Origin of the sequence: Liquorilactobacillus aquaticus DSM 21051 (assembly GCF_001436755.1) — a bacterium.
Classification (GTDB): Bacteria; Bacillota; Bacilli; order Lactobacillales; family Lactobacillaceae; genus Liquorilactobacillus; species Liquorilactobacillus aquaticus.
The window spans coordinates 1-26,903 of the sequence record NZ_AYZD01000011.1 but is presented as its reverse complement, the minus strand read 5'-3'; the positions used below and the strand labels follow the sequence as shown (position 1 = coordinate 26,903).

The following is a 26,903-nucleotide window of genomic DNA, read 5'->3' as shown; positions in this document are numbered from 1 at the left end:
CAAGATATAGACTTTGAGGAGTATCGATGCCCCGTAAGCTATATTTTGACCCAGCCACTTTGTGCTATTTGCGATATTGTATTGATGTGCCAATAGTACCAGCTTTTGATAAACCTTCTTCTCTGCACATTTAGAGTTTAAACTCTAATAAAGCTGGAAAAATTAACTTTTAGTGTTCTTTTTTCTACGCCAAACAAGGAAACAAACAAGCATGATGATAAGAAGTACTATAAGTGCGACCTTACCGTAAGTTTCGATAAGCGCAACAATATGTGGCCATGCCTGTCCAGATAAACGACCAACAAAAATCAAGACAGTGTTCCATATCAATGTACCGGCAGTTGAAAAAACAATAAAACGTCCGAATGGGTATCCAGTCATCCCCGCTGGAATTGATATTAGGCTGCGGATGACTGGAACAAAACGTCCAAAGAAAACAGCTGCGCCTCCATGGCGATTGAAAAAGGCAGCCGCTTTTTCGATATCTGCAGGTTTTAGGCGGAGTATTTTACCCCAGCGCCCAGAAAGGATTTTTTGAAGCCGGCCAACGGATAAAAAACGTCCAACAGCATACAAAACAGCAGCACCAATAATAGCACCGATTGTTGCAGCGAGGATGCTTCCCCAGACACTCAACTTACTAGAGAGTGTGATGAAACCAGTGAAAGCTAAAATTACTTCAGATGGAATCGGTGGGAAAATATTCTCGATTGCAATCAAAAAGGCAATTCCCAGATAACCATATTGGTTTATAACGTCAATTAAAACAGATGTGTTCATACAACTCTCCCTAAAAACAAATTTTAATAATTGTAACTTTTTTTGATTGGGCGGGTCAAATATAATGAAAGAAAGTTGTGAACCCTTAGTGTTATTTTAAAAAAATGTTATACTGAAATAGCTAGTTATTTATACGAGGAGGTGCGAAAATTGAGAAGGTGGATGTGGCTCATTGCGGCATTTGTGATAGCAATTATTTTTGTCGGATATGGCTATACTAAACATATTGAAACAGCACAATATTATCGTGAATCCTTTCAACAAGGAGAAAGTGCGCTTAAAGCAGGGAAGTATACAGCTGCAGAAAATCATTTTCGAAACGCACAGAAGAAAAAGGCAAACAATGATATAGCTAGTGTTTACGTCAAACAAATTCAAAAATATAAAAAAGGTCTTCGATTATCGAAAGATGGAAAGTATGATGCGGCAAGAGATGCGTTTGATGAGACTGCGGGAGTCGAAAATGGTTCACCGATTTTAGTGCGGCGGGCCTCTGTAAAAAAGACTGAACTTGAAGAAGTTGCGCGCGAGCTAAAAATCTTCCAGAAGAACTATAAAAAAGCGCGCGTTCTATCGAGTAATTACGAATACACGGCATCAAATTTGAAATTGGCAACTATTTTAGGGTATGGAAATATAGACGAAAGCTATTACGCTGAAATTTATAAAAAAGCTCGAAAACTTGAAGCATACAATAATCATATTCTTGCAGGTTTAGGATATCGAACAGCATCAGCTACGAGCAGTTCAAGTACTTCAAGGTCAATTTTACCATCTGATTCGAATAATGATCCGACGCAGGCAGAAGTACCTGCTGCTCAAGACGATGACAATGATGATAGTCCAATAACGAAAGCACAGATAAAAAAGGCACGGCGCGATATAGCTAGTCAGGGGATTGATGTATCAGCATTTAAAGACCGTGATGTTAAAGAGGTAATTCAAAGAGCACGAAATCATCAAATGACAGTCAAAGAAGTTGCTCAGGAATTTAAGTAATCTGAAGTAGTTTATGAATATACGAATAAATGGGTATAAATAAAAAGGAAGAATTTTACGGCAAAATTGATATTTTGTCCGAGAATTCTTCCTTTTGGTTTGTAATAATATTTTAGGGCTGGTTTCTAGCAGTTATTATGGTGCTTAACGCGATACGTAATTAGGAAAATTCCTGATTGAAATATAATAATGTCCTAGTTTCGGGCGTCAACTCAATTTTGGTTACCCCAGCGTTTGAAGGTTCGTTTAAATTGACTAAATTTTTGATACCAAGAATGGCATTCAACATTAATTTGATCGTAAAGCCGTGGCTTACAATCAGCAGTTTCTCGTCTGCATGCTTAACAACAAGTTCTGAGAAGAACTCTTCTAGGCGTTGAGTCACTTCTTCAAAAGTTTCACCATGAGATATTTTATCGGAACCAGGCAGGAGGTTATGCTGGCTATTAAAAAAGCGCGCATACTTTTGGTGAACATCTTCCACCAAAAGGCCGTCCCATTCGCCGTAATCATATTCTTTTAAACGCGAGTCGTAGACAGTGGTCGCATTGTTGGCAATGATATGTGCCGTTTGCGCTGCTCGAAGCAGAGGGCTGGCATATACTTTATCGAAATCTAGTTTTTGCAGCTGCTGATAGACTGCATCCGCTTGGCTACGGCCCTTCGCAGTTAAGGGTGTATCAATTTTATTTCCTTGCAGAATCCCTGCTTTATTTGCTTCACTTTGACCGTGACGTACGATGTATAAAGTAGTCATCATGACCTCCTAATAGTAATTGAATATTGTTATTCAAATCATATACATTTTTACGGTAAAATGCAAAAAAGATCAGTACTTTTTTTGCGTTCAATGAATCTAGGGTGCCTTTTTAACTTAAAAATGTTATCGTAAAGTAAATTGGACTTGAAAAAGCAGGTGTGCAAATGACAGAGAAAAAAATTGATGTTGTTTCTAAGAAGGAACGCCACGCCCGATTATTAGAAATTATTTCAGTTTTCAGGAAGTATGATGTTTTGTTTAATTTTGTTAGACAGAGAAACCCTCATAGGGTGAGAGTTGCATTTGAAGAACTTGGTGTGACTTTTATTAAGATTGGTCAGATGCTTTCGACGCGGTCAGATCTTGTTTCACCTGAATTTGTTGAGGAGTTCAAGCAGCTGCAAGATAATGTGATGGTTGATGAATTTTCTGCTGTAGAAAAAACGATAAAAAAACAAACAGGGCACACAGTGAATGAACTCTTCAAGAGCTTTTCACCGCAGCCGTTCGCGTCGGCATCAATTGGGCAGACACATTTGGCAAAACTTCGAGATGGGACTCAGGTTGCTGTCAAAGTTCAGCATGAAAATGTTAAGGAAATAGTTGAAACGGATCTGGCACTCTTTGAACAAGCACTTACTATTTTGAAATTTGCCCCTGAAGCGAGTGTAGTTGATATTCGCAAAACATTATTCGAAATTAAAAGGGCTTTATTAGACGAAATTGATACCAAAATCGAGGCTAAAAATGGAAATGAATTTTATCGCCTGAACAATGATCAAGGAATAATTCGTTCACCTAAATTTTATTCGGAACTATCCGTTCAAGGTATGCTGGTTTCGGAGTACATGGCAGGAGAAAGCATAAAAAAAATAGTTGATGAGCCACAGGTACAAGATGAAGCTCAGCTTGATCAAAAACGACAAGACGAACGACATTTTTTAGCTGAGTCATTAATAAAGAATTTTATTAAACAGGTCTTTACGGATCATTTTTTTCATGCTGATCCACATCCGGGAAATATTTTATTTACACGCATAGAAAAGAATAATAATCAGTCAGAGGAGTTGGAACATCATTTTTCAAAAAGATTTGGTGGTGCCAACGTTACTGTTAGCAAAATTAGAAATCTTCCTCCATATCGTTTGACGTATCTGGATTTTGGGATGATGGGTCGCTTGTCACCTAATATGGCTGATGGAATCGCGAATGTTATTATTGCGATTAATTCAAAAGATATGCGTGATATTGGGCAGACTTTGCTGGCAATTTGTGATCGTGCTGGTGAAGTAGACGAAGAAGATTTTTATTCACAGTTAACAGTATTTTTAGCACCCTACTTTCAAAATAGTTTAGGTAGCATCAATTTTCCAGAACTGCTTTATCGCATAATGCAATTGTGCCGCAATAATAATCTGCGTATTAAGTCTGAGGTAACTCTTCTAGTTAAAGCTTTCGGACTAATAGAAGGATTAGTGGTGCAGCTTGATCCAGAAATTTCAATGCTTGATGTGGCTCGGCCGTTTGCCAAAGAATATCTGCTAAAAAGGTTTAATTTGCAAAATGCGGCTGAAGATAGTGCGGTAAATTTTTGGCGAGCTTTTGTAGCAACACCGCAGATTCCCGTTAAAATAAACAAGTTTTTAGATGTGTTGACGCAAGGAAGGGCACAAGTTCGGTTCAACTATAAGGATCAGGAAGTACTACTGAAAAGAATTGAGCATATGCTGAATAAAGTTGTGACTGCTATAATTTTAGCGGCGACCATCGTTGGTTCTTCCCTGTTGGTTCAAGCAAGTTCAGCACACCCGATTGTCTATAACTTAGGGGTCTGGGGATATGGAATAACTTTGTTTGTGGTTGTTTTAATGATAATCAACGATCTGAATAAGCGTTATAAGGACTGGCGAAAAAAAAGACGTGAAAAAAGATAATTGCCAATCATGTGGAAATATGGAAATTTTTTTAAAAGAAATCAAAAGACAATAAAAAGCGGCTGAGTCAAAAATGTTAATTTTGGCTCGGCCGCTTTTTGTTATGCATGGTTAAAAAGTATTTTAGCTTCTTTTATGTTGTGTAAAAACAAATACTAATGAGACAATCATCAAAAAGATAAACCCAATAATAACAGGAATGCGTGTTTCAGGATTGAGGAACATAAAACTTAAAGTTACCAGTAAGGCAACGATGGCAAAATAATTACTCAAAGGATAAAGCGGCAATTTAAATGGATGATCTGCCATTTCAGCTGCGTGTGCTTTCCTGAATTTTATTTGACTAAAAAGAATAATGAACCAAGGAACCATCCCCGGCAGGACACTTGAACTGTAAACTAAAACAAAAATGTTGGAGCTCCCTTTAACGAAATATGGTAGAAGTTCGTTAGCAATCATACCAATAAATATACCGACAGAAATTGCAATGACTGGCAATTTAGGAACGCCGTGTTTAGAGAGTTTAACGAATTTGTCTGAAATTTCTTTTTTAAGGCCTAGCGTATAAAGCATACGGCTAGAACTAAAGATCCCCGAATTGCATCCAGACATCGCAGCAGTAACAAGAACAAAGTTGATGATACCTGCAGCAGCAGTAATTCCAACACGCGAAAAGGTTTCGACAAAGGGTGACCCAACTTGATCTAGTTGATTCCAAGGATAAATTGTGACAATTACAAAGATGGAACCGATATAGAAAAGGAGGATACGCGCTACAATTGATCTAATAGACTTGACCACAGTAACTTGAGGATCTTTTGCTTCGCCAGCGGTAATTCCAATAACTTCTATTCCTTGGTAAGATGCAATTACGATTGAAAGAGCAAAAATGAAGCCTTTAAATCCACCTGTGAAGAATCCACCGTGAGACCAGAGGTTGGAAAAACCTAGTGGTTGCCAATTATTTCCAAAGCCAAGCAAAATAACTAAAGCTCCCAGAACCAGCATAAAAATAATGGTGACAACTTTGATCAATGCAAACCAGAATTCTAGTTCTCCATAAGCTTTGACTGAAACTAAATTAGCAATGCAGAGTGTAATTACGATCACGGAACCGGATATCCAGCCTGGAAGTCCTGGCCACCAATAATTTAAATACTGGCCAACTGCAATTACTTCACTGATACCGACTACAAGATATTGAAAGATATTGCTCCAAGCAGTCAGGTAACCAGCGAGCGGATGAATATATTCGGTTGCATATTTTGCAAACGAACCGGTCGAAGGATCAACGTAAAGCATTTCTCCTAAAGCACGCATGACGATATATAAAACCAAACCTGCCAAGCCATAAGCCAAGAGGACAGAAGGGCCTGTCCATTTGATGGTGGCAGAAGATCCCATGAAGAGCCCAACCCCGATCGTTCCACCGAGTGCAATCATCTGCATTTGTCGAGACGACAGGTCTCTTTTTAAATGTTCTTTGTTTTCCATCTTGATCTCCTTCATATTTACAGTTAAACAGCCAGATTATTTGAGAGAAAGTATTCAAAAGGCTGAAGCTAAAAGAAAAGAGCGTCCCCAGATATATTTAATATCTTAGGGGCGCTCTTAGCGCGGTACCACCCATTTTTAATTAACAAAATTAATTACACTTTGACTCAGATAACGGACATGTCCGGTAATACATTCAACTAAAAAGTTTACTCGTATCACTACTCAAGGGTAGTCTATCAAAAAAATACTTTTAACTGTTTTCACCGACCACAGTTTCTCTGCAAAAAAGCGCTTATTAAGATATATGTCCCTCTCATTGTTTACCATGTTATTGTAAATTATTAATCTTGATAATGCAACCTGAAACATTAATTTTTTTAGTATAATTTCAGGAGGTAAGTCGAAGTCAATTCCGCTAAAAGCTTTATTTAATTAGAATTCAACGAAATATTAAACTCTATTATTTTAAGCCTTTCCATTCCCAATTCTCAACCTCAGGCAGGTCGGTTCCTTCATCACGTATAAATTGATGATGCTTTTCGATCGTACTATTCATCTCTGCAACGATCTGAGCGTACTTATCAGCGTTTGGCAGGCTTAAAATAGCTGATTTAACAAGATCGAAACGATCCATCTGATTAAGCACACGCATATCAAATGGTGTTGTAATATCACCATTTTCACGATAACCGTGGATGTGAAGGTTGTGATTATGACGGTCAAAGAAAATATCTCTGATCAGACCTTCATAACCATGGAAGGCAAAGATGACAGGTTTATCTTTTGTAAAGTAAGCATCAAATTCAGCATCACTTAGACCACGTCCGTCCACTTTTTGGCTGCGCAGTTTCAAAAGATCAACAATGTTAATAAAACGAATCTTCAATTCTGGTATTTTTTCATGCAGAATTGAAATGGCAGCTAATGTTTCTAGATTAGGTTCCGTTCCGGCGGCAGCAAAGATAACATCTGGTTCCACATTTTGATCTGTTGAAGCCCAATCAATTACCTTAAGTCCGCGATCAACTAATTCTTTAGCTTCAGCAGCTGAATAAAATTGTGGACGCGGGTGTTTGGAAGAAACAATCAAATTAATTTTTTGACGATCATTTAAAACTTTGTCAAATACAGCTAACAAGGAATTAGCATCTGCTGGCAGATATTCACGGATGAATTCAGGCTTTTTGTCAGCTAAATGTCCGAGAATACCAGGATCTTGATGGGTGTATCCATTGTGATCCTGTTGGAAAACAGTCGATGTTGCTACGACATTCAAGGAAGGAATATCACTGCGCCAAGATTGATCAGTAGCTTTGCGCAACCACTTGAAATGCTGTGTCAACATTGAATCAACAACGCGCAAGAAAGCTTCATAGCTGGCGAAGATTCCATGACGGCCAGTTAAAACATAACCTTCAAGCCAGCCCTCGGCCTGATGTTCAGAGAGCTGCGAGTCAATTACACGACCCTCGGGGGCTAGAAATTCATCATTTGGTTCTTTAATATTTTCGAGCCATTGACGTTTAGTTGCTTCAAAAATAGGTGCAAGGCGGTTTGACATTGTTTCATCCGGGCCAAACAAGCGGAAGTTGCTGTTCTGAGCATTCTCTTCAAAAACGTCACGTAGATATTTACCTAAAACAGTCATATCTTGTGCAATTACCTTGCCTCTTGCGGAATTATCAACGGTATAGTCACGATAGTCTGGTAAAATCAGATCTTTGATTAGTTTTCCTGGGTTGGTATGTGGATTAGCAGCCATACGTTTGTCACCCTTAGGAGTGAGTGCAGCAAGTTCAGCTTTTAAGCTGCCATCTTCATTAAAGAGCTCTTCAGGTCGATAACTTTTTAACCATTCTACTAATGCGTCGGCATGCTGCATGTCGTTTTGATCAACTGGAATCGGAATCTGATGGGCACGGAAGGAACCTTCAATCGGTTCATTGTCCCAATATTTTGGACCAGTCCAGCCTTTAGGGGCGCGGAAGATGATCATTGGCCATGTCGGCAAAGTAGGATCATTATTTTCACGCGCATTTTTTTGAATAGCTTTAATTTCTTCGACTGCTTCGTCCATTGCTTTAGCCATCATAGGATGAACTTTAGCCGGATCGTTACCTTCGACAATAATTGGATGCCAGCCAAGACCTTCAAAATATTTTTGCAATTCTTCATTACTTTGGCGTGAGAGAATTGTTGGATTTGAGATTTTAAAGCCGTTTAAGTCAAGGATAGGTAAAAGTGCACCATCGTTGATTGGATTAATGAATTTATTAGATTGCCATGAAGTTGCCAATGGACCGGTTTCAGCTTCACCATCACCGACGACTGCAGCAGCAATCAAGTCTGGATTATCAAATATTGCACCAGTTGCGTGTGAGATTGAATAGCCTAACTCACCGCCTTCATGGATAGATCCAGGTGTTTCTGGAGCGGCATGTGAAGCAACTCCGCCTGGGAAAGAGAAACGTTTAAAGAGCTTTTTCATACCAGTTTCATCTTGTGTTATGTCAGAGTATATTTCTGTGTAACTGCCATCAAGATAAGAATTTGAAACCATAACTTGACCACCGTGACCAGGGCCTTCAACATAAAACATATTTAAATCGTACTTATTGATAATACGATTTAAATGGGCATAGATGAAGTTTTGACCGGCAATAGTTCCCCAGTGCCCGATCGGTTTAACCTTAACATCTTTTGCTTCTAATGGACGTTTTAATAATGGATTGTCTTTGAGGTATAATTGACCGACTGAAATATAATTAGCAGCTCGCCAATAAGCATCGAGTTTGTCTAAATATTGTGGAGATGAGTAGTCTTCTGAAGTCATAAAAAAGCTCCTTTATTTAAAATTCAACTTGCGAAAAATCAACTTATTATTCATCTATAATAATAATGGATTTGTGACTAAAGTCAACTTTTTCGAGCATTGGACCGTTCCAATTTTAAAAAGATTTATAGTAAGGTTTTAAGCTGCCTAGATGAAGAGAATTTCTAATGCTTTTCACGATAAAAGTAAAAACTAACAAAGGCTTGACATCTATATGTAAAATCGGTGTTATCATTGATAACAACTTGTTTCTAATCATTTTTTAGGAGAATCTAATTATGCAAAAATTATTGGCTAAACAGTCAAATCGATTTTATTATTACTGGTTTATTCAGTAATTTTTGCATGTTGAATATTATTAAAAGTCACATGATGTAATTACTAAGCACTATGTGGCTTTTTCTAAATTACAGCTGGATGTTTCTGTCTCTGTTAAGGGAGGTAAGGTCCAAGGTAATTCGGAATGTGCGCGCTCTCATTGTGCAGACCATGAGAGCTTTTTCATTGCCGTCAGAGGAATTGGAGGCAAACCGGCAATCAACTTAAATGCAGGTAAAAATATGGCTGGTAATTATTGTCGCTGGAAGTTTTTGGAATGTTGTTCAGAAAGTGAATTGACCTGAAGATATTATCGAGCAAGCTGAAAGTTTGATCCGTGCCAGCATAGCTTTTAAAGCAGGAGTCGTATTACGTGATGAGAAGGAGAAAGGTGTGCTCAAACTGCTAAATTTTGGTCATACATTAGTATATGTAAAAAAATCGAGCAACAGGTTTTTTTACACGCTCAAAATAGCTGAGATAAGAGAGCGGCTTGATCCCGTGCTCGATTTCTAGTTTTCTAGCATCGAAGCAGTTGGTAGCAACTGCAAAAAAAAAATACAGTTGAAAAAAACACGTAGGAAGCTAAAAATAAAGTATTAGTTAACTGATACAAAACTGTTAAATTTTAAGTATTTGTAATGAAAACGCATATGTGAAAATTCAAACGGTGTTCCGTTATCTAAAAAAAAGATTCCTTCCATAATGCCTGTTGGTTCTTTTTCTGAAAGGTTAAGCAAGCGTTGATCTCTTGCAGTAGAAGGTTCTGCAAAAACTGAGAGGAATGACTTGCTAACAGCTTGATGGTGTTCTTTTTGAACATAGTTGAAAATCGATCCTTGAATGATATCGTGTGATAATTCAGGGATAATCTTGATTGGAATGTAGCCAGTTTCAATCATAAAAGGGTGTTCTTCGAATAAGCGCAGGCGAACAATTTTATAGACAAAGTCATCACTTTTTAAGAAAAGATCGCGTTGTAATTCATCTGTGGGTTTGATGACTTCAAAGGAGAGAACTTTAATGCGCGGTTTTTGCCCGTCCATTTTAAAATTGTCGGTTACGCCCAGATTGGAGCTTTCTTCATAATTAAAAACAGATTCATTTTTTAAATATAAGGGATTAATAAACGTTCCAGCACCACGTTTTTTAAAGATGATGCCGTCACTGGCCATCCGGTCCAAGGCTCTTTTGATAGTGCTCCGGCTGACACTGTAGAGTGAACTTAAAGTTCGTTCGTCCGGCAACTTTAGTTCAGGATAATCTCCTGCGAAAATTTTTTGCTTCAGATCAGTGATGATTTGTTTGTAGACCAGCTCAGCCATAATTTTACCCCTTATATCAATTTCTAATCTCTAGTTAACCACAAGAAACAATAAACGACAAGTGCTCTTCGTTTCAGCGGTTGTATTGAAATATTTTTAAATTTTTGTTTAATTTGACAAAAGGGTATGAATAACTGGTAAAATGTTATCGGGTAGATTCATAAGCATTAGTTAAGAATCTAATTATGAATGTACTCCGTAAACAATTGCTTCTTATTAAATAAAAGCAAACGTGCATGAGTTACCTCAAAAAATGTGCACGCTCCAAGGAGGAAATGCCTAATGGCAGTTTTAGTTTTAGGTGGAGCCGGTTATATTGGTTCTCACACAGTTGATCGTTTAGTTGAAAAAGGTGATGAGGTTGTCGTTGTCGATAGCTTGGTCACAGGGCATCGAGCAGCTGTTAATGATAAAGCAAAGTTCTATCAAGGCGATATTGCCGATAAACCATTCATGCGAAAAGTCTTTGCTGAGAATCCTGCAGTTGATGCGGTAATTCATTTTGCAGCTTTTTCTCTTGTTGCAGAATCGATGAAGAAACCGCTAAAATATTTTGATAATAACACGGCTGGGATGATTAATTTATTAGAAGTTATGAATGAAGTCGGAGTTAAACGTATTGTCTTTTCCTCAACTGCCGCAACATATGGTATTCCTGAAACGATGCCTATTAAAGAAACAGATCCGCAAAAACCAATCAATCCTTATGGTGAAAGCAAGTTGGCAATGGAAAAGATCATGCATTGGACGGATCTTGCTAATGGAATAAAATTTGTAGCATTGCGTTACTTTAATGTTGCTGGCGCGAAACCAGATGGTAGTATTGGAGAAGATCACAATCCTGAAACACATTTGTTGCCGATTGTATTGCAAGTCGCTGCAGGGACACGTGACCAACTTCAAATCTTTGGTGATGATTATAATACGCCTGATGGAACTAACGTGCGCGATTATGTTCATCCTTTTGATTTAGCTGATGCTCATATCCTAGCAATGAATTATTTGCGCCAAGGTAATGATAGTGATGCTTTCAATTTGGGATCCTCAACTGGTTTTTCAAATATGGAAATTTTGAAAGCTGCACGTGAAGTCACAGGGAAACCCATTCCGACAGTAATGGCACCAAGAAGAGGTGGAGATCCAGATACATTGATCGCTGCTTCGGATAAAGCACGTAAGATCTTGGGATGGAAACCTGAATTTGATGATATTCATAAAATCATTGAGACAGCTTGGAAATGGCATCGAACCCATCCAAATGGGTTTGCAGATCGTTAAAAATTAAAGAACAGAATTATGATCATTTTTTGATTGATTTTCTAAAACATTGAAGTATTGCCTAATGGTGATTTTTCAATGTTTTTTTGTCTAGTCTTTAATTAATATCGTAACAAACTTAACATTCTTTTGAACTGCATCATTGTTTTAAGAAAAAAAGCAGATGTATATTCGATATAAAAATTTAGCTTATTATTTTAGAATGTATTAAAATCAGCTTATTAACAAACTTTTTAATTAGTTATTTCAAATGTTAGTATTTGAAATATTATTATTAGGGTTGAAATAAAGCGTCAAAAGAGCTAGAATTTAAGGTGTTAAAAAAGAAAGCGATTCCACTAATGCCCTATACGTATTTGCCTGTAAGATTTGCGACATCAAATATTTTATGGTTGATTTAAAAAGTGACGACAAATCAAGCAAATTATATAGTCCACTTTAGTGCATCACTGCAACTAGGGAGGATGATATTGATGAAAGCTGCAAGGATATATGGTAAAAAAGATGTTAGGCTTGAAGATGTTCCGATAGCAGATCCAGAGGAGGGGCAAGTTCAGATTAAGGTCAAGTATTGCGGTATTTGCGGGAGTGATCTGCATGCGTATTTAGAAGCTTGGGGATTGCCAACTGAACCACATCCGCTTACTGAAAGAACTTTACCTATAATTTTAGGCCACGAATTTTCTGGAGAAGTGGTTAAAGTAGGTGCTGGAGTAACAACTTTGGAAAAAGGTGATGCGGTTGCGGTAGAACCGTTAATTGCATGTGGGAAGTGTGACAATTGCCGAAGAGGTGATTACAATTTCTGCAATAGAGTGTTTGCTCCTGATGGTGCTGGAAATTTTCTCGGTTTTTCAGATGATGGTGGTTTTGCGGAATATGCCAATGTGAAAGAAATTTTTGCGCATAAGATGCCAGCTGGGATGAGTTATGAGTTAGGAGCACTGGCTGAACCGACCGCTGTTGTTTTTGAAGCAATTAAGCGAAGCGGCCTGCGTGAAGGACAGAATGTTGCTGTTTTGGGAGCTGGACCAATTGGCCTACTGACGGCCCTGCTTGCAAAAATAGCTGGAGCTGACAATGTTTACATTATTGATGTTTCGAAGTCTCGATTGGCTAAGGCAAAGGAACTGGGGATTACGAAAACATTGAATCCGTTAAAAGTTGATGTTGTTGAAGAAGTTAGAAAAAGTTGTCCTAATGGTGTTGATGTTACGTTTGAAGCAGCTGGAGTGCAAGCTACATTTGATTCTGGTCTAAAACTAACCAGAAGAAATGGAACTTTCCAGATTGTTGCGCTTTTCGGTAGACCAGTCACAATCGATTTAACAAATGACTTAATTATGAACGGAATTAGAATTGTGACAACTTTGGCCTACAATAATTCTTTCACATCTGTTTTAGGGATGTTGAAGAATCATCAAGAGCTTTTTGAAAAGATCATTACGAAAAAAATAAGTTTAGATAACGTTGTGCAAGAAGGTATCAAAACATTAGCGGTGGACAAGGAGCAGGTCAAAATCTTAGTTTCACCAGAGATGTAAAATAAGCGTAATTAGGCTGAAGCAAATCAGTTAAATATTTTTTTTAAAAGTTCATAGATGTCAGCCAGAAAGTGGCGCATCGATGAGCTTTTTTCCGTTAAAAATAATTAACATCTTATTCGTGGATTAATTATGTCTATGAGATTATAATGTTTCTTGAAAGCGATGACAAAAAGGAGGGGCATTATGATTAAAGACAAAGCTATTATGATTGGTGCAGGTTTAGCTAACATGGCAGCAGCAGTTTATTTAATTCAAGAAGGACACTGGAAGGGAACGCAAATTACTTTTTACTCGTTAGATGACCATGGTTCTAATGATGGTGCAGAAACGGCAGCTATGACGGACGAATATTGGAATAAAAACCATCCGTTAGAGAATCAGAGAGGCTATGTTGCACGTGGCGGACGGATGCTCAACTATCGCACATATGTGGATTTAATGGATCTCCTCGGAAGAATACCTTCTGCCACAGAAGTAGGAATGACTGCTGCGGAGGACACACGAGATTTTGATGCACGTCACCAGACTTTTGATAAAGCTCGTTTGCTTGAAGGCAAAAAGGGAATACTTGATGCTGGGAAACTAGGGTTGAATAATAAGGATCGTTACTTGCTGACCAAGCTTATTATGATGCCTGACTCCAAAGAAGAAGAGCTTGATAATGTTTCTATTGCAGACTATTTTGAGAATGATCCACATATCTTTACAACGAACTTTTGGTTCATGTGGGAAACAACTTTTGCATTTAGAACACAGAGTTCTGCGCAGGAATTGCGGCGTTATATGCATCAAATGATCTACGAGTTTACGCAGATCGAACACTTGGTAGGGGTTAATCGGACACGGTATAATCAGTATGAGAGTATAATGTTGCCACTGATAAATTACCTTAAGGAACAAGGATGTAAATTAATTTTGAATAGGCGTGTCACTGATTGGAAGTTTAAAGAGACAGCGATGCAGGATGAAATAACAGTGACAGGATTAAAGATGCAGAATACTCTGACTGGGGAAGAAGAGAGTGTTGAGGTCGATGACCAAACAGCTGTCTTTTTTACCAATGGCTCAATCACGGACTCTGCAACATTAGGCGATTATACGCAACCCGCTGTTGAAAACGCTGATTATGGTGCAGCAGCGAGTCTTTGGAAGAAAGCAACTGAGCATTTTTATAATTTAGGCAATCCAGACAAGTTTTTTGCCGATCGGAATGCCAGTGAGTGGGTGAGTTTCACACTGACGACAAAAAATCATTTGTTGTTGAATGAAATTACACGAATTACCACACAATTACCAGGGAATGCATTGAATTCGTTTATTTCAACTATGCCTATTACTCCATTAGGACACAAAGACGTTAACATGTCGATTGTGGTTCATCATCAACCGCATTTTACAACACAAAAATCGAACGAAACTGTTATTTGGGGCTACTTCCTGTACCCGCGTCGGAAAGGCGAATTTGTTGATAAGCAATATATCAAAATGAATGGTAAAGAAATGATTTTAGAGTTAATCGGTCAACTTGCAAAAGTTGATCCGGGTCCACTTAATATTATGGATAAAAAAGAAGCGATTCTAAATAGTGTTATCAATTGCATCCCTGTTTACATGCCATATGCATCGGCTTTATTCAATAATCGGGCAAAAGCTGACCGACCCGAGGTTATTCCAGTACATTCAACGAATTTGGCATTTACAGGCGAATTTGTTGAACAACCATATCAAATGATCTTTACCGAGCAAAGCGCAGTTCGTTCAGGTGAAATTGCAGCTTTTCATTTTGCGGGGGTCTCAATGGACAAGTTAGTTAAAACACCGCGATATGATAAGGATCCTGTGACATTAGCCAAGGCAACTAAAAAGATGTTTTCTTAAGGAAAGATGAGTGTAAGTGGGCAAATAATGCTGAAGGAGCATGGCCCCATCTTAATGCTTGACCATTTTTGTACTTAAGTCTCTAAATAATGGTCGGTTCCTAGAACACTTTCTCTTTGACGTTGAGAAGGAGAGAAAGTGTATACTAAAAAAAGAGTAGATTGTCGAAAATCGCTTTGGTTTTTCGACGATCTACTCTTTTTAGTTTATGAACTTATAACGTAGTCTGCTCTTGGCAAAATTTAAAGTTCTTGTTTTAAAAGTCATTTTCCCATCTAACGGGGCAGTGTGCGTGACTGGTGTTAATTCATAGTTGTAAGTTGGTGCTAGTGCCTGAAACCATTCAGTTTTTCAGCATGCAAACTCAATTTAAACACTGACTTTTTTTAGCAAATGTTCTGCATCTTTAGGCGAAATCGGCAAGAAATCAGAACCGATTACTTTTTTATCGATAATGAGTTGATAGTTACTATCCAATGTTTCAACTAGGGGACGAAGATAGTTGAGCTGCTCGGATTCGAAACGGCTAAAGGAAAAATTCCGACTATTTTTCATATCATTTTCAAGTTCTTTTGAAAAGACAACATCCAAAAAATGACCACTTTCCTCATTTAATAAACGCCATTCTGTATCTTTAGCTGCACGGGCCTCTGTTCTTTCAATTTTTGTGTTTACCATTTAAAAATTCCTCCTTATGAATCCCCTTACATTCGATGGGTCTACCTTATCATTAAAAATGATTTTTTGCAACTTAATTGCTGGCAGATTCTAAATTGGTATTGCTAATTATTTGTACGTTTATTTAAGCTTTAATAAGCTTTTTGAGGAGCTTAAAATACTATTGGTATTTATGCTAATATGGTGTATATTATGGAATATACTAACTGCATGTTATCGTTAACAATAACATCTGAGATAAGAGGCTAAGGAGAATACAAAATGTCGTATACACAAGAATTGTTGCGTGAAAAGTTTCCTGCAAAACAGGATGTTGTCACCGAAATCACTAACTTAGAGGCAATTTTAAATCTTCCAAAAGCCACAGAGCATTTCGTGAGTGATGTTCATGGCGAATATAACGCGTTTGATCACACTCTAAGGAATGGCTCCGGTAATGTGAAGCAGAAAATAAATGAGAACTTTGGCGGCCGTTTGACTCCCAGAAATATTCAGGAATTTGCAACGTTGATCTACTATCCTGAGGATAAGCTGGCTTATCGCAAGAAAAATGTTGCGACTCAAGATGAATTGGATCAATGGTATCTGAATACGATTGCGCGCTTGGTTGAAGTCTTAAAAATTACAGCTACTAAATATACACGCTCCAAAGTTCGAAAGGCAATGGATCCTAATTATGTTTATATAACAGAAGAGCTTTTGTATAACGATCAGCAAGAATTGGATAAACGTAACTACTATAATCAGATTCTGCATAATTTGGTAGCACTTCATCAAGCTGACGAATTTATTACGGTGACTTGTTACACCATTCAACGCCTTGTCGTTGATCATCTGCATGTGATAGGAGATATTTACGATCGTGGTCCGGCCCCAGATAAAATTATGGACACATTAATGAAGTATCATTCTGTCGACATTCAGTGGGGAAATCATGATATTATTTGGCTTGGGGCTGTTTCTGGCTCAGCTTTGTGTATCATGAACTTATTACGGATCTGTGCCCGCTATAACAATCTTTCAATTATTGAGGATGCGTACGGAATCAACTTGCGGCACCTATCAATGTTTGCAGAACAGAATTACACTGATATAAAAGCTTTTAGGCCGAAGACAATTGAGGACAGCGAGGTCATAAGTGCTGATGAGCGGAAACAAATAACTCAGATTCATCAAGCTGTTGCAATGATTCAATTCAAACTAGAAGGACAGATCTGTCAACGGCATCCAGAATTTAAAATGAACAACATTGTCTTGCTCGATAAAATCAACTATGAGAACGGCACGATTAAGATTGGAGACAAGACATATCCGTTGACATGTGATTGCTTTTCAACGATTGATCCTAAGGATCCGTATAAGTTAACCGCGGAAGAGGAAAAAGTCACACGGTCATTGCTTGACTCTTTCGAAAATGCAGCTAAATTACGCAAACATTTGAATTTTATGATGGATAAAGGGAGCATGTATAAGTGCTACAACGGCAATCTTCTTTTTCACGGTTGTATACCGGTTCAAAAAGATGGTTCGTTCCAACTTTTTGAATTTGATGGTAAAAAATACCAAGGCAAAGGTTTGCTGGATTTCTTTGAAAAACAGTTGCGTAAAGCGTATAGTGAGCCTCAGAAAAACGATGATCTGGCTACAGATATGGTGTGGTATTTGTGGCAAGGACCATTGTCACCGCTGTTTGGCAAACATGCGATGACAACTTTTGCACGTTACTTTATTGAAGATGAAGATATACACGTTGAGAAGAAGAACGCATATTATAATTTGCGCAAGGAAGAGTGGTTTTGCCGCAAATTATTGAACGAATTTGGCTTAAATGCTGATGAAGGACACGTTATCAATGGACATACACCGGTCAAAAAAGGCAGTCAACCGATCATGGCTAATAAAAAAATGATAGTGATTGATGGAGGATATTCAAAAGCTTATCAGCCAACTACTGGTATTGGTGGTTACACGCTTTTATATAACTCATATGGTTTGCAGTTGGTAACGCATCATCCTTTTACATCAAAAGAAGATGCAATCAAAAACGGGCGCGACATCCTTTCAACAAGAAGAGTTGTAAATCAAGAATTGAAAAGACAGACAGTTGCTGATACTGATACAGGCCGTGAAATAAAAGAAAAATTGCAAATTTTGAGAAATATGCTTGCTGACTATAAACAAAGTTAAAGGCATTTTGCCAAAGTCAAATATCTAATAGATAACAAGGGTTAATTGAAGGCGAATCTAAACAAGGGCTGGATCTACGACAAAATATTATTTTTTGTCGTGATCCTGCCTTTTTAGTGTGTTCAAAATAAGCGAATTTGTAAAAATTATTTTTTGTTCTCCTAAAAGCAGATTTTTGGTTCTAGTTTATGTACAATTAAGGTCAGAAGCAACAATGATTATGAGGAGTGATGTTATTGGGTTTATGGGAAAAATTTTTGAAAAATGTTAAACTGCGCAGGACCATTGTTCTGCTTATCATTATTTTGGTGCTGTATTTGATGAAAAGCATGTTAAGCCTTATACTACTGACATTTATTTTTACGTTTTTGGTGCTCAGTCTTAATAAGATCATACAAAAGCATGTTAAAATCCCATCACGCCTGATTATAATTGGAGTCTACCTGCTAATTATCAGCCTGCTTTATTTTGCAGTGACTATTTACCTGCCTAAATTATTTACACAGACAGAAGCGATGGCGAAGTATGTAATTAATTTTTATCAGAATCCAACGAGTGATACGAATACGGTGATGAAGTATCTCAATGATTATATTAGCAGCTCAGAGATTACAGCGCAGATGAAAAATGGAGTAACACTGATTTTTAAGTATTTAACCAGCATTGGCTCGATGGGTTTCACTTTCGTGGTTTCATTGATACTGAGTTTCTTCTTCACACTTGAAAAAAAAGAAATGTATCATTTTTCAAAAGGTTTTTTAAAGGGACCTTTCGCATGGTTCTTTCAGGATATTTACTTTTTTGCTGAGAAATTTGTCAATACATTTGGAATCGTACTTGAAACACAATTTATCATTGCAATTGTTAATACGACACTGACAACGATCTGTCTAGCTGTGCTGAACATGCCACAGCTGTTCAGTCTCTCACTACTCATTTTCCTGATGAGCTTGATTCCGGTTGCTGGTGTGATTATTTCAGCAATTCCGATGAGTTTTATTGGATATTCGGTGGGTGGTATAAATTATGTTGCCTACATTCTTATTATGCTGCTTGTTATTCATTCAATTGAATCTTATGTGTTGAATCCTAAACTGATGTCTAATAAAACCGAACTGCCTATTTTCTATACTTTTGCGGTTTTGTTTGTTTCCGAGCATTTTTTTGGCATGTGGGGCTTGATTGTAGGGATTCCGATCTTTACCTTTTTACTGGACATATTAGGTGTAAAACCAATCAGAAGTAACAAAAAACGCACATTGAATTTAAAAAAAAGACGCGAATTGAGAGAGGATGGAAAGAATTGATAAGTGTTGAGGACTTTGTAAGACGTTATGCGGTGGACCGCCACAATACAGATTCTGTTAAGTGGGATGGAATGGATGAATTGTTTGGAACGAATGATCTGCTGCCGTTATGGGTTGCAGACACAGAATTTAAGGTTCCAGAAGAAGTAACAGAAGCATTGAAGAAAAGAATCGAACATGGTGTTTATGGTTATTCGAAGACGCCGGATAATTACTATGAAGCTTATTGCAAATGGCAAAGTGAACGCTATGGGACAGAGATTCAGCATGAGTGGCTCAGATTCAGTACTGGTGTTGTCCAATCTTTGAGTACTTTAGTTAACATTCTGACACAACCAGATGATGCGGTTATGATTTTGCAGCCGGTATATTATCCATTTATGAATGTGATCAAACAGAACGATCGTCGGATGGTAATATCAAACCTTAAGCAAGATGGAACCAGCTATAAAATGGATCTGGAAGACATTAAGAACAAAATCGAAGAAAATCATGTGAAGCTTTTTATCAATTGTTCTCCACATAATCCGGTCGGACGCGTCTGGGACAAAGAAGAGTTGGAGGCGCTGCTTGAACTATGTCGGCAAGAAAAAGTGCTTTTTATTTCTGATGAGATTCATCATGACTTGATTGTTGGCGAAAAACCCTTCACATCAGTATTGGCGATCAAGGATGGCCTTTATCGTGATAATACAGTGATGGTTGATTCTGCATCAAAAACATTTAACTTAGCAGCTTTACAGAACAGTCATGTGGTGATACCTAATCCGCAAGTGCGTGAGCGGTATGATCACTATATGTCACAGTTGGCGGCTCCTGCCGGCAGCATTATTGGGAAGATCGCGGCTGAAGCTGCCTATACAAATGGGGCTGAATGGTTGGAAGGACTTCTGCAGGTTGTCAGAAGCAACTATGGATATCTGAAGAAAAGTTTGCGTACTCATTGTCCTGAAGCAGTTGTTTATGATCTTGAGGGAACATACCTTGCCTGGATCGATCTTTCTGCAGTTATCGAACCAGAGCATTTAGAATATATTCTTAAGAAGAAAGCACATTTGGCGGTTGATTTCGGTACGATGTTCGGTAAAACCGGAAAGGGCTTTATCCGAGTTAATTTGGCGACAACGCCAGCTAATATCAAGGCGGCAACGGCTGCTTTGCTGGAGAACATACAGGGCTAATGATTATTTTCACGATTGAATAGCGTTTGCACTATGAATTTTTAGTTTTTCAGTGTAAAATGTGAGTTGTAATCAAATCAAAAATGAAAGAGGTTTTCGCTAGTTATGACAAAATTAGTATTTATTCGTCACGGACAAAGTGAATGGAACTTAAAGAACCTTTTCACTGGTTGGGTAGATGTTAACTTAAGTGAACAAGGTGAAAAAGAAGCTAAAGAAGCAGGCCGCAAACTTAAAGAAGCAGGAATTGAATTTGATCAAGCTTATACATCAGTTTTGACTCGTGCTATCAAGACTTTGCACTTCGCTTTAGAAGAATCAGGTCAATTATGGGTTCCAGAAGAAAAAACATGGCGCTTGAATGAACGTCATTATGGCGCATTGCAAGGTAAGAACAAGGCCAAAGCTGCTGAAAAATACGGTGAAGAACAAGTTCATATCTGGCGTCGTTCATACGACGTCCTTCCTCCATTATTGAGTGCTGATGATGAAGGTTCTGCAGCACAAGATCGTCGTTATGCAGATTTAGATCCACGTGCTATTCCTGGTGGCGAAAACTTGAAAGTTACATTGGAACGTGTTATCCCATTCTGGGAAGACAAAATCGCTCCTACATTATTAGATGGCAAGAATGTTATCATCGCAGCACATGGTAACTCACTTCGTGCCCTCACAAAATACATCGAAGGTATCTCAGATGAAGATATCATGGGTGTTGAAATGGCAACAGGTCAACCAGTTGTTTATGATTTGGATGACAAGTTGAACGTTGTTAAAAAAGAAAAACTTTAAGCTTAAATAGAGTGATAATAAATAAGGCCCAGTCCCTTTTAGAGGGAGCTGGACCTTATTTTTGTATGTTATTTTTTTGTTGTTTTTTATGCCATAAGCTAACTTGAGAATGTCAGTTTATGACAAATACTAAGATTGGGGTGGCATTTTTTTGACGAATATAGCTAAAGTTTAAAATGAATGTAAAAGGCTACCCAAGTGCCCCTGCTATCCCTTACCCAATTTCTGGTATAATTAATTTAATCAGTAATCGTAAAATGGGGGAAAGCCAATGCTATTAGAAAAAATTTTGAAAGTTGTTCCTGCAAATATTAGTAAAAAAAAGCCTAAAAATGTAGATAATTTTCTAGGTAGATCAACAGATACTGAAGTAAAAAGAACGTTACTCTATTGTTTACGCTCCGAATATTTTGTTGAAAATATGGGCCTGACTGAAAAAGAATTGGCAAAAAATTTTTTGGAAAATCCTAAAGCAAAAGACATAGTGAACAAAGAATGCGTAGCCGCAATAATTTTATTTCTATACAACAAAAAAATTTTTACTGGTAAAGCATTTTTAGAAAATTTGAGAGATGAATGTCCATACATAGAAAATAATTATTCATCGTCTGGAGACTTGGAATTTGAAATAAACATGCTAGAGTTGAGTGAGGCTGTTAAGAACAATGTTGACAACAATAATTTTAGGATAATTAGCAGAGGCATAGCATTGTTTGGAACAACCTATATTTTGAAAATGAAAAAAGTAAAATCTTTTGAAAACGAGAGTAAGCTGAGTAAACTTATATTGAACGGCAGTGGAATACAGGCAAAAACAAAGCCATTAATAGAGAATAAAGAACAATTTGTTCTACGTTTAATTATTTTCTGTGAGTTGTGTGAACTTGCAAAAAATAATACAGTAAACAATGTGACAGAGACATGGTCTTTAAATGAGAGTTTTCTCGGAATAGACAGGCATCCTGCAGTGAAGAACGATCTGAGAAATGATACAAGAGTTTTTTTGATTTCATAAATAATTTTAATGTCGAAAATTTAAAAAGAATAATTTTTGAAGCGGTTTTTCCAATTGTAGATGGTTCAGGAAAAGAAGCAATTATTAATGCGGAACTAGTAGAAGCAGAAGCAATGTTGAATAAGTTAAAAAAAACATTGGACGAAAATAAGAAAATTCTAAACGAAGATGTTGTGCTTAAGTTTGAATACAAATTAAGAAAAATTATTGAAAATCGACAGTATGAAAAATTGCTCTATTATATAAGAAAGGCTAAAGAATATAATAATGTGTCTGAAAAATATGTTAAAGAGGTACGTAAAAACAAATAGTATATTTAAAATTTGGTTACAATTATTGGCTTGATGCATAGATTGATTCAGGAATGTAGACTCAGTATAACAACAAGCAAAGTATCAATACGCTCATTTGGATGAACGAAGTTCAGCTATTACGAAAGATATACTAATTTTAAATTTTTGCAGGGTTAAAGAATCATTAACTGTGTGGGTTGATTATTAATGCCTTACACATAAGTGCGTTCAATTGAAAATTATACTCAAGAAAGGTCAAATCATGCAAAATGATCTGGCCTTTCTTGGTGTTAAAAAAAGACAAAAAATTTTTTTTGAAACGGATAGATAATTACACACGGCTTTTCTATAGTATTAGTTGTAATAAAGTTCAGCAGCTCATATGTTGATGTTATTACGTTAAACAACTTGATGGCGCCATCAGTTGAAAAAACTATCATAAGAAAGCAGGAACTTATAATGACTAAAAACCCAGAAATAGTTGCTCGGTATGGAAATATGGACTCAGATCCTTTTGAACACAAAATAATGTTTGTTAAAAATATTGTGATGTCTCAGAATCAAGAATTAATTTTTATGACTAGTAATCGTAAAAAAGAAACAGAGATAATCACTGTTGATACCAAAAACAGGTACAATCAAGTGATGATTTATAGTAGTCTTTTTGAACAGATTGGTGTGACAGATGATTCTCATGCCATGGTAATTGACCTCAATATGTTAGTGAATAGATGGTGTATTTTCACCATTCAAAACTATGTAACAAATAATGCAGTAAGTTTTCGTAATCTCAAGGATATAATCTTGCTTGATAGCGAAGGCAGAATTAACCTGGGTAATAAAGAGGAGCAAAGAGATGGTGTTGATGAGTAGTTGCACAAACAAGGTATTGCAGAGTGATATTATGACCTCCTTCGTACTTTATGATTCTCAAAAATCTCAGAATACATTTTCTTATGTTCAGCAGCTTGATCTTTCCTTGGTGGTTTCATTGAAAAGAATGGACTCCAAAACAATAAATGACGCCATTTCTACTTTTGGTGTTGAAAAAAAAGCACTAAAAACTATGCTGAAGATCGACACAAACGGTTATGTTGATAGTAACAAGCAGCTGGAAACGACCTCGGCCCATAATGTTTTCGAGAAATTAAAGCTATTCCTCAAACAAAGTGCTGGTTTTCGCGGGCAATGCAATGGAGGTTTAGTCTTAAATACGGATTATTTTTCGGCATTTATTGACAGACGTGTTCGCTTGATAGTTAAGGATGAAGGGCTTGAGCATGAACTCTTTATATACAATTTCGAGCAGGGATGCTATACAAATGACCTCGAAATGCTGCGGTTGATTATTTTCAATTATCTTACTTACTTTTCTTTTGGTGATGAGTTTTCTAGCACTCAGATTGAAAATCAAGTGATTGCTTTCTTACGTCGATCAGCCCAACATGTAACAAGCAGCCTTTTTGATTCCGAATATTTTGCTTTTTCTGATAAAGATGTGCGTTTTGTAGATGGACAAATTGTTGACCACGATTCTAGCCATTTTGTAACTCTCCGCACCAATGTACTATATGATGCATATGCAAGTACACCAAACTTTGACAAATTTTTAAACGAAATTTTTCAAAGTGATCAAGAATTAATAACTTTTGTGCAGGAGTTCATGGGTTATTTGCTAGTTGGAAATCAGCGTGCCAATGCATTTTTGGTTATCGTGGGTGAAGGAGCTAATGGGAAGTCTTGTTTAACTTCAGTTTGGTCAAAAATGATAGGCGTTGAGAACACTTCTGCGGTTCCATTTGAAAACTTAGGCGCGCCATTTGCACTGCAACCAATGTTAAATAAAAAAATGAACTTAGCGACTGAGAATCTTGCTGAGATTCCTAACACCGCGAAATTAAAAGCTATAACTTCAGGAGACGAAATTAGCGTAAATCGCAAAAATTTAAAAGAGATTGCTGTACATCTCGATAGTAAGTTGGTGTTTGTGATGAATGATGCACCGATCTTTAAAGACAGCAGTTACGGACTTGCTCGCAGGCTATTTGTTTTACCCATGACTCGAAAATTTAGCAAAGATGAGCAAGATCCAATTTTAGAAAAAAAGCTCGAAAAAGAACTGCCCGGGATTTTAAGTTGGTCTCTAATGGGTTTACGAAGATTGATCAGTAACAACTACAAATTTTCCAAGAGCGTCGTCATGGAGGAGACCAAGGATAAAATCTTAGCAAGGGCTAATCCACTAGCTACTTTTATCAAAGATAGCATTGTTTTAAAGTCGGGCAACAAAATGATGAGTAAAGAGGTACATGATTGTTTTATAGAATGGTCAACAGAACACAATGTTTCTGTGGGGGCGTATACAGCTGCTAACGCATTTTGGAAAGCTTTTTCAAACGAATTTGTGTTGCAATTCAAAAGGCCATTAGTCAAAGGCAAATCAGGAACGTCAATTGTACGCGACCTTGCTTTGAAGAAGGTTGCTGAGAATGCTGGGATAGGAGATGATGTTTTTGAAACAAAAAATACAAAATAAGAAGTTGCAACTACTATCGATTCCTCAGACGGCTAGATTGTTGAACGTTAAGCGGGAAACAATTGAAATGTGGCTGCAGGATCCTGAAGTTCCAAGACTCTTTGTTGGCCGATCTAAGCAGGTAAGACTGCCCCAAAAACAGTTTTTTGAATATTTGGATAGCCGTGCTAAAGATTGGCCACAGTATCAATGAACTATGCATATGTAAAAGCAAGGGCGAATGTCCCTTGCTTTTTTAGAAGAGGATGGATGATTAAATCATGAGCAATGTAAAAAAGTTAAATAAAGGTTATGAAGCTTCATTCAGTAAGGGAAGCGGATGCAATAGAGTTCGTATTAATAGACGGTTCAAAACAAAGACTGAAGCCCTTGCTTTCATTGCTGAGCAAACGCTGAAGCATAACTCAAATGGTAAACTGTTTCGAAGGCGACTATTAATCAGTGCTTATTTAAAATATTGGCTCAAGTTTGAAAAGAATAACATTAGTGAAGAGACGCTGCATACTTATAAAACTACTATAAATCATGTGCAACTTGTTTTGCCCAGAATAAAGATGTACGAAATTAACAGGCGAATAATACAATCAGCTATAACCCTGCTTAGCCAACGGTATGCGCATGAGACAGTTAGAAAAGATGTCAGTCATTTGAAAGTAATGTTTAGAGCAGCTGTTAGAATGGGAGACATTCATAAAAATCCAATGGAAGATATTACAGTTCCAACTGACAGATTTCGTCAGAAATCGATTGATGAAAAAGTAATGCCCGAATCAGACTTTAAAAAGATAAAAAATTACTTGCTAAATTATGATTACCATGAGAAAGATTGTAATCGTTTGGTGGTTTTGTTGATTATTTTTACGGGTATTCGTGTTGGTGAGGCGTTGGGCTTATCAGTTGAAAACGTCGATTTTAAAAATAATAGTATTTTGATCAATCAATCATGGAAGACGATAACTAAGACTGTGGGAGAAACCAAGACTCCAAACTCAGTCAGAAAATTACCGGTTCAGAGTAAGGTATTGCAGAAGATGAAAAATTGGCGTTACTTGGGACATACGACTCCAGATGGTAGTAATGGGAAATTATTTTTTCAAACATTCGATGGACGTTTTTTACAGCCTGCATCAATCAATGCTTGTTACCAAGGGCTACAAAAGAAACTCAAAATTGTCGGTAATTATTCAATCCACACAGTTCGGCACACAATAGCCTCTCTACTTCTTGAAAAGGGAGCAGACATAGTGCAGGTTTCGCGATTATTAGGACATTCAAGTCCTAAAATTACGGCAACGTATTATTTGGGATTGACACCTGATAAAGGGCTTAATAAAAGAAGAACAATGCTGGATATGTTGGAGTAATAATAGAAAGCTCAAGTATATATTATGTTTTGGAGTTCATGGAAATATAGCCATGGGCTCTTTTTTGTGTAAGGAGGAATGCAAGTTAATGTAGCAATACAAGTAAAAGGCTTTCTGCAAGACTAAATGTACAGTCATAGTTAGATAGCGGAAGTATAGTAAGTTGCTTAAAATTTAAAGTAAGGGAGGTAAATGGTAAAAAATAAAAATGATAAAAACGAGAAGGAGACGTAATGAAAGAACCAGTTGATGTAGAAGCTTTGCAGTTTTTCTACAAAGGCTTGAGTGAGTTAATAGGTGTTGATGCAATGCTAGTGGTATATGAGCATTACCGAGGATCACAACTAACAATTCCGACTCATCTGTATGATAGAAAATTGGCTGCAAAGCAAGTAATGAGT

At 37.2% G+C, this 26,903-nt stretch carries 23 protein-coding genes and 1 other annotated feature; of the genes, 17 read left to right on the top strand and 6 right to left on the bottom strand.

Annotated features, from left to right (window positions below; all coding sequences use genetic code 11):
* Positions 1–162: 162 nt before the first annotated feature.
* Positions 163–780: a DedA family protein gene (locus FC19_RS01965; protein WP_057875321.1), complete on the bottom strand. Its 618-nt coding sequence runs from the start codon at positions 778–780 to the stop codon at positions 163–165.
* Between the two features lie 150 nt (positions 781–930).
* On the opposite strand from FC19_RS01965, the gene FC19_RS01960 reads away from it, so the two are divergent.
* Entirely contained in the window at positions 931–1,779 is an 849-nt protein-coding gene (locus FC19_RS01960; protein WP_057875320.1) for a hypothetical protein, read from the top strand.
* A 160-nt stretch (positions 1,780–1,939) separates the two neighbouring features.
* Here FC19_RS01960 and FC19_RS01955 read toward each other — a convergent pair whose 3' ends face one another.
* Positions 1,940–2,536 carry a histidine phosphatase family protein gene (locus FC19_RS01955; RefSeq protein WP_057875319.1) on the bottom strand — a complete coding sequence of 199 codons (597 nt, stop codon included), beginning with the start codon at positions 2,534–2,536 and terminating at the stop codon, positions 1,940–1,942.
* 167 nt (positions 2,537–2,703) lie between these two features.
* Between FC19_RS01955 and FC19_RS01950 the strand changes: the two genes are divergently transcribed.
* Entirely contained in the window at positions 2,704–4,473 is a 1,770-nt protein-coding gene (locus tag FC19_RS01950; RefSeq protein ID WP_057875318.1) for an ABC1 kinase family protein, read from the top strand.
* Between the two features lie 123 nt (positions 4,474–4,596).
* Here the strand turns inward: FC19_RS01950 and FC19_RS01945 are convergent, their stop codons facing one another.
* Entirely contained in the window at positions 4,597–5,967 is a 1,371-nt protein-coding gene (locus FC19_RS01945) for an amino acid permease (RefSeq protein ID WP_083488291.1), read from the bottom strand.
* Between the two features lie 104 nt (positions 5,968–6,071).
* Positions 6,072–6,296 (bottom strand) — a binding site (T-box leader).
* A 134-nt stretch (positions 6,297–6,430) separates the two neighbouring features.
* Complete coding sequence (locus tag FC19_RS01940) at positions 6,431–8,803, bottom strand: phosphoketolase family protein (RefSeq protein ID WP_057875316.1); 2,373 nt, start codon at positions 8,801–8,803, stop codon at positions 6,431–6,433.
* 392 nt (positions 8,804–9,195) lie between these two features.
* Here FC19_RS01940 and FC19_RS01935 point away from each other — a divergent pair, with 392 nt between their 5' ends.
* Entirely contained in the window at positions 9,196–9,426 is a 231-nt protein-coding gene (locus tag FC19_RS01935; RefSeq protein ID WP_057875315.1) for a hypothetical protein, read from the top strand.
* A 4-nt stretch (positions 9,427–9,430) separates the two neighbouring features.
* Positions 9,431–9,637 carry a 3-dehydroquinate synthase family protein gene (locus FC19_RS11985; RefSeq protein ID WP_083488289.1) on the top strand — a complete coding sequence of 69 codons (207 nt, stop codon included), beginning with the start codon at positions 9,431–9,433 and terminating at the stop codon, positions 9,635–9,637.
* A gap of 83 nt (positions 9,638–9,720) precedes the next feature.
* On the opposite strand, the gene FC19_RS01925 is transcribed toward FC19_RS11985, so the two are convergent.
* Positions 9,721–10,446 carry a GntR family transcriptional regulator gene (locus FC19_RS01925; protein ID WP_057875313.1) on the bottom strand — a complete coding sequence of 242 codons (726 nt, stop codon included), beginning with the start codon at positions 10,444–10,446 and terminating at the stop codon, positions 9,721–9,723.
* 282 nt (positions 10,447–10,728) lie between these two features.
* Here FC19_RS01925 and galE point away from each other — a divergent pair, with 282 nt between their 5' ends.
* From galE to FC19_RS01910, 3 genes are all read left to right on the top strand, one after another.
* A complete protein-coding gene (galE, locus tag FC19_RS01920; RefSeq protein WP_057875312.1) occupies positions 10,729–11,724 on the top strand; it encodes a UDP-glucose 4-epimerase GalE in 996 nt (331 codons plus the stop codon).
* Positions 11,725–12,197: 473 nt separating this feature from the next.
* Positions 12,198–13,268, top strand: a complete 1,071-nt coding sequence (locus FC19_RS01915) for a 2,3-butanediol dehydrogenase (protein WP_057875311.1) — start codon at positions 12,198–12,200, stop codon at positions 13,266–13,268.
* Between the two features lie 186 nt (positions 13,269–13,454).
* On the top strand, positions 13,455–15,149 hold the full coding sequence (locus tag FC19_RS01910; RefSeq protein WP_057875310.1) for an oleate hydratase: 1,695 nt from the start codon (positions 13,455–13,457) through the stop codon (positions 15,147–15,149).
* Between the two features lie 369 nt (positions 15,150–15,518).
* On the opposite strand, the gene FC19_RS01905 is transcribed toward FC19_RS01910, so the two are convergent.
* Complete coding sequence (locus FC19_RS01905) at positions 15,519–15,827, bottom strand: hypothetical protein (protein ID WP_057875309.1); 309 nt, start codon at positions 15,825–15,827, stop codon at positions 15,519–15,521.
* A gap of 261 nt (positions 15,828–16,088) precedes the next feature.
* Here FC19_RS01905 and FC19_RS01900 point away from each other — a divergent pair, with 261 nt between their 5' ends.
* The 10 genes from FC19_RS01900 (at position 16,089) to FC19_RS01855 (ending at position 26,502) form a co-directional block, all read left to right on the top strand.
* Positions 16,089–18,014: a fructose-bisphosphatase class III gene (locus FC19_RS01900; protein WP_057875308.1), complete on the top strand. Its 1,926-nt coding sequence runs from the start codon at positions 16,089–16,091 to the stop codon at positions 18,012–18,014.
* A gap of 236 nt (positions 18,015–18,250) precedes the next feature.
* Positions 18,251–19,321 (top strand): AI-2E family transporter, encoded by a 1,071-nt coding sequence (locus FC19_RS01895; RefSeq protein WP_057875307.1) that lies wholly within the window; start codon positions 18,251–18,253, stop codon positions 19,319–19,321.
* On the top strand, positions 19,321–20,502 hold the full coding sequence (locus FC19_RS01890) for a MalY/PatB family protein (protein ID WP_057875580.1): 1,182 nt from the start codon (positions 19,321–19,323) through the stop codon (positions 20,500–20,502). The genes FC19_RS01895 and FC19_RS01890 overlap by 1 nt, the downstream gene beginning before the upstream one ends.
* A gap of 105 nt (positions 20,503–20,607) precedes the next feature.
* On the top strand, positions 20,608–21,294 hold the full coding sequence (locus FC19_RS01885; RefSeq protein WP_034988528.1) for a 2,3-diphosphoglycerate-dependent phosphoglycerate mutase: 687 nt from the start codon (positions 20,608–20,610) through the stop codon (positions 21,292–21,294).
* A 271-nt stretch (positions 21,295–21,565) separates the two neighbouring features.
* Positions 21,566–22,309 (top strand): hypothetical protein, encoded by a 744-nt coding sequence (locus FC19_RS01880; protein ID WP_057875306.1) that lies wholly within the window; start codon positions 21,566–21,568, stop codon positions 22,307–22,309.
* A 113-nt stretch (positions 22,310–22,422) separates the two neighbouring features.
* On the top strand, positions 22,423–22,620 hold the full coding sequence (locus FC19_RS01875) for a hypothetical protein (RefSeq protein ID WP_057875305.1): 198 nt from the start codon (positions 22,423–22,425) through the stop codon (positions 22,618–22,620).
* Positions 22,621–23,013: 393 nt separating this feature from the next.
* Positions 23,014–23,475, top strand: coding sequence for a hypothetical protein (locus tag FC19_RS01870; protein ID WP_157061235.1), 462 nt, complete (start codon positions 23,014–23,016; stop codon positions 23,473–23,475).
* The gene (locus tag FC19_RS01865; RefSeq protein ID WP_162261176.1) at positions 23,468–25,138 is read left to right on the top strand and encodes a DNA primase family protein; all 1,671 of its coding nucleotides are present in this window, start codon (positions 23,468–23,470) and stop codon (positions 25,136–25,138) included. The genes FC19_RS01870 and FC19_RS01865 overlap by 8 nt, the downstream gene beginning before the upstream one ends.
* Positions 25,116–25,331, top strand: a complete 216-nt coding sequence (locus FC19_RS01860) for an excisionase family DNA-binding protein (RefSeq protein ID WP_057875302.1) — start codon at positions 25,116–25,118, stop codon at positions 25,329–25,331. Before FC19_RS01865 ends, FC19_RS01860 begins: the two co-directional genes overlap by 23 nt.
* Positions 25,332–25,398: 67 nt before the next feature.
* On the top strand, positions 25,399–26,502 hold the full coding sequence (locus FC19_RS01855) for a tyrosine-type recombinase/integrase (protein ID WP_057875301.1): 1,104 nt from the start codon (positions 25,399–25,401) through the stop codon (positions 26,500–26,502).
* Positions 26,503–26,903: the final 401 nt, after the last annotated feature.

Bases quoted from the DNA above. Each gene is read 5' to 3' on its own strand.
- FC19_RS01965 (WP_057875321.1), bottom strand. From the start codon at position 780: ATGAACACATCTGTTTTAATTGACGTTATAAACCAATATGGTTATCTG.
- FC19_RS01955 (WP_057875319.1), bottom strand. From the start codon at position 2,536: ATGACTACTTTATACATCGTACGTCACGGTCAAAGTGAAGCAAATAAA.
- FC19_RS01950 (WP_057875318.1), top strand. From the start codon at position 2,704: ATGACAGAGAAAAAAATTGATGTTGTTTCTAAGAAGGAACGCCACGCC.
- FC19_RS01945 (WP_083488291.1), bottom strand. From the start codon at position 5,967: ATGGAAAACAAAGAACATTTAAAAAGAGACCTGTCGTCTCGACAAATG.
- FC19_RS01940 (WP_057875316.1), bottom strand. From the start codon at position 8,803: ATGACTTCAGAAGACTACTCATCTCCACAATATTTAGACAAACTCGAT.
- FC19_RS01925 (WP_057875313.1), bottom strand. From the start codon at position 10,446: ATGGCTGAGCTGGTCTACAAACAAATCATCACTGATCTGAAGCAAAAA.
- galE (WP_057875312.1), top strand. From the start codon at position 10,729: ATGGCAGTTTTAGTTTTAGGTGGAGCCGGTTATATTGGTTCTCACACA.
- FC19_RS01915 (WP_057875311.1), top strand. From the start codon at position 12,198: ATGAAAGCTGCAAGGATATATGGTAAAAAAGATGTTAGGCTTGAAGAT.
- FC19_RS01910 (WP_057875310.1), top strand. From the start codon at position 13,455: ATGATTAAAGACAAAGCTATTATGATTGGTGCAGGTTTAGCTAACATG.
- FC19_RS01905 (WP_057875309.1), bottom strand. From the start codon at position 15,827: ATGGTAAACACAAAAATTGAAAGAACAGAGGCCCGTGCAGCTAAAGAT.
- FC19_RS01900 (WP_057875308.1), top strand. From the start codon at position 16,089: ATGTCGTATACACAAGAATTGTTGCGTGAAAAGTTTCCTGCAAAACAG.
- FC19_RS01885 (WP_034988528.1), top strand. From the start codon at position 20,608: ATGACAAAATTAGTATTTATTCGTCACGGACAAAGTGAATGGAACTTA.
- FC19_RS01880 (WP_057875306.1), top strand. From the start codon at position 21,566: ATGCTATTAGAAAAAATTTTGAAAGTTGTTCCTGCAAATATTAGTAAA.
- FC19_RS01875 (WP_057875305.1), top strand. From the start codon at position 22,423: ATGTTGAATAAGTTAAAAAAAACATTGGACGAAAATAAGAAAATTCTA.
- FC19_RS01870 (WP_157061235.1), top strand. From the start codon at position 23,014: ATGGCGCCATCAGTTGAAAAAACTATCATAAGAAAGCAGGAACTTATA.
- FC19_RS01865 (WP_162261176.1), top strand. From the start codon at position 23,468: ATGAGTAGTTGCACAAACAAGGTATTGCAGAGTGATATTATGACCTCC.
- FC19_RS01855 (WP_057875301.1), top strand. From the start codon at position 25,399: ATGAGCAATGTAAAAAAGTTAAATAAAGGTTATGAAGCTTCATTCAGT.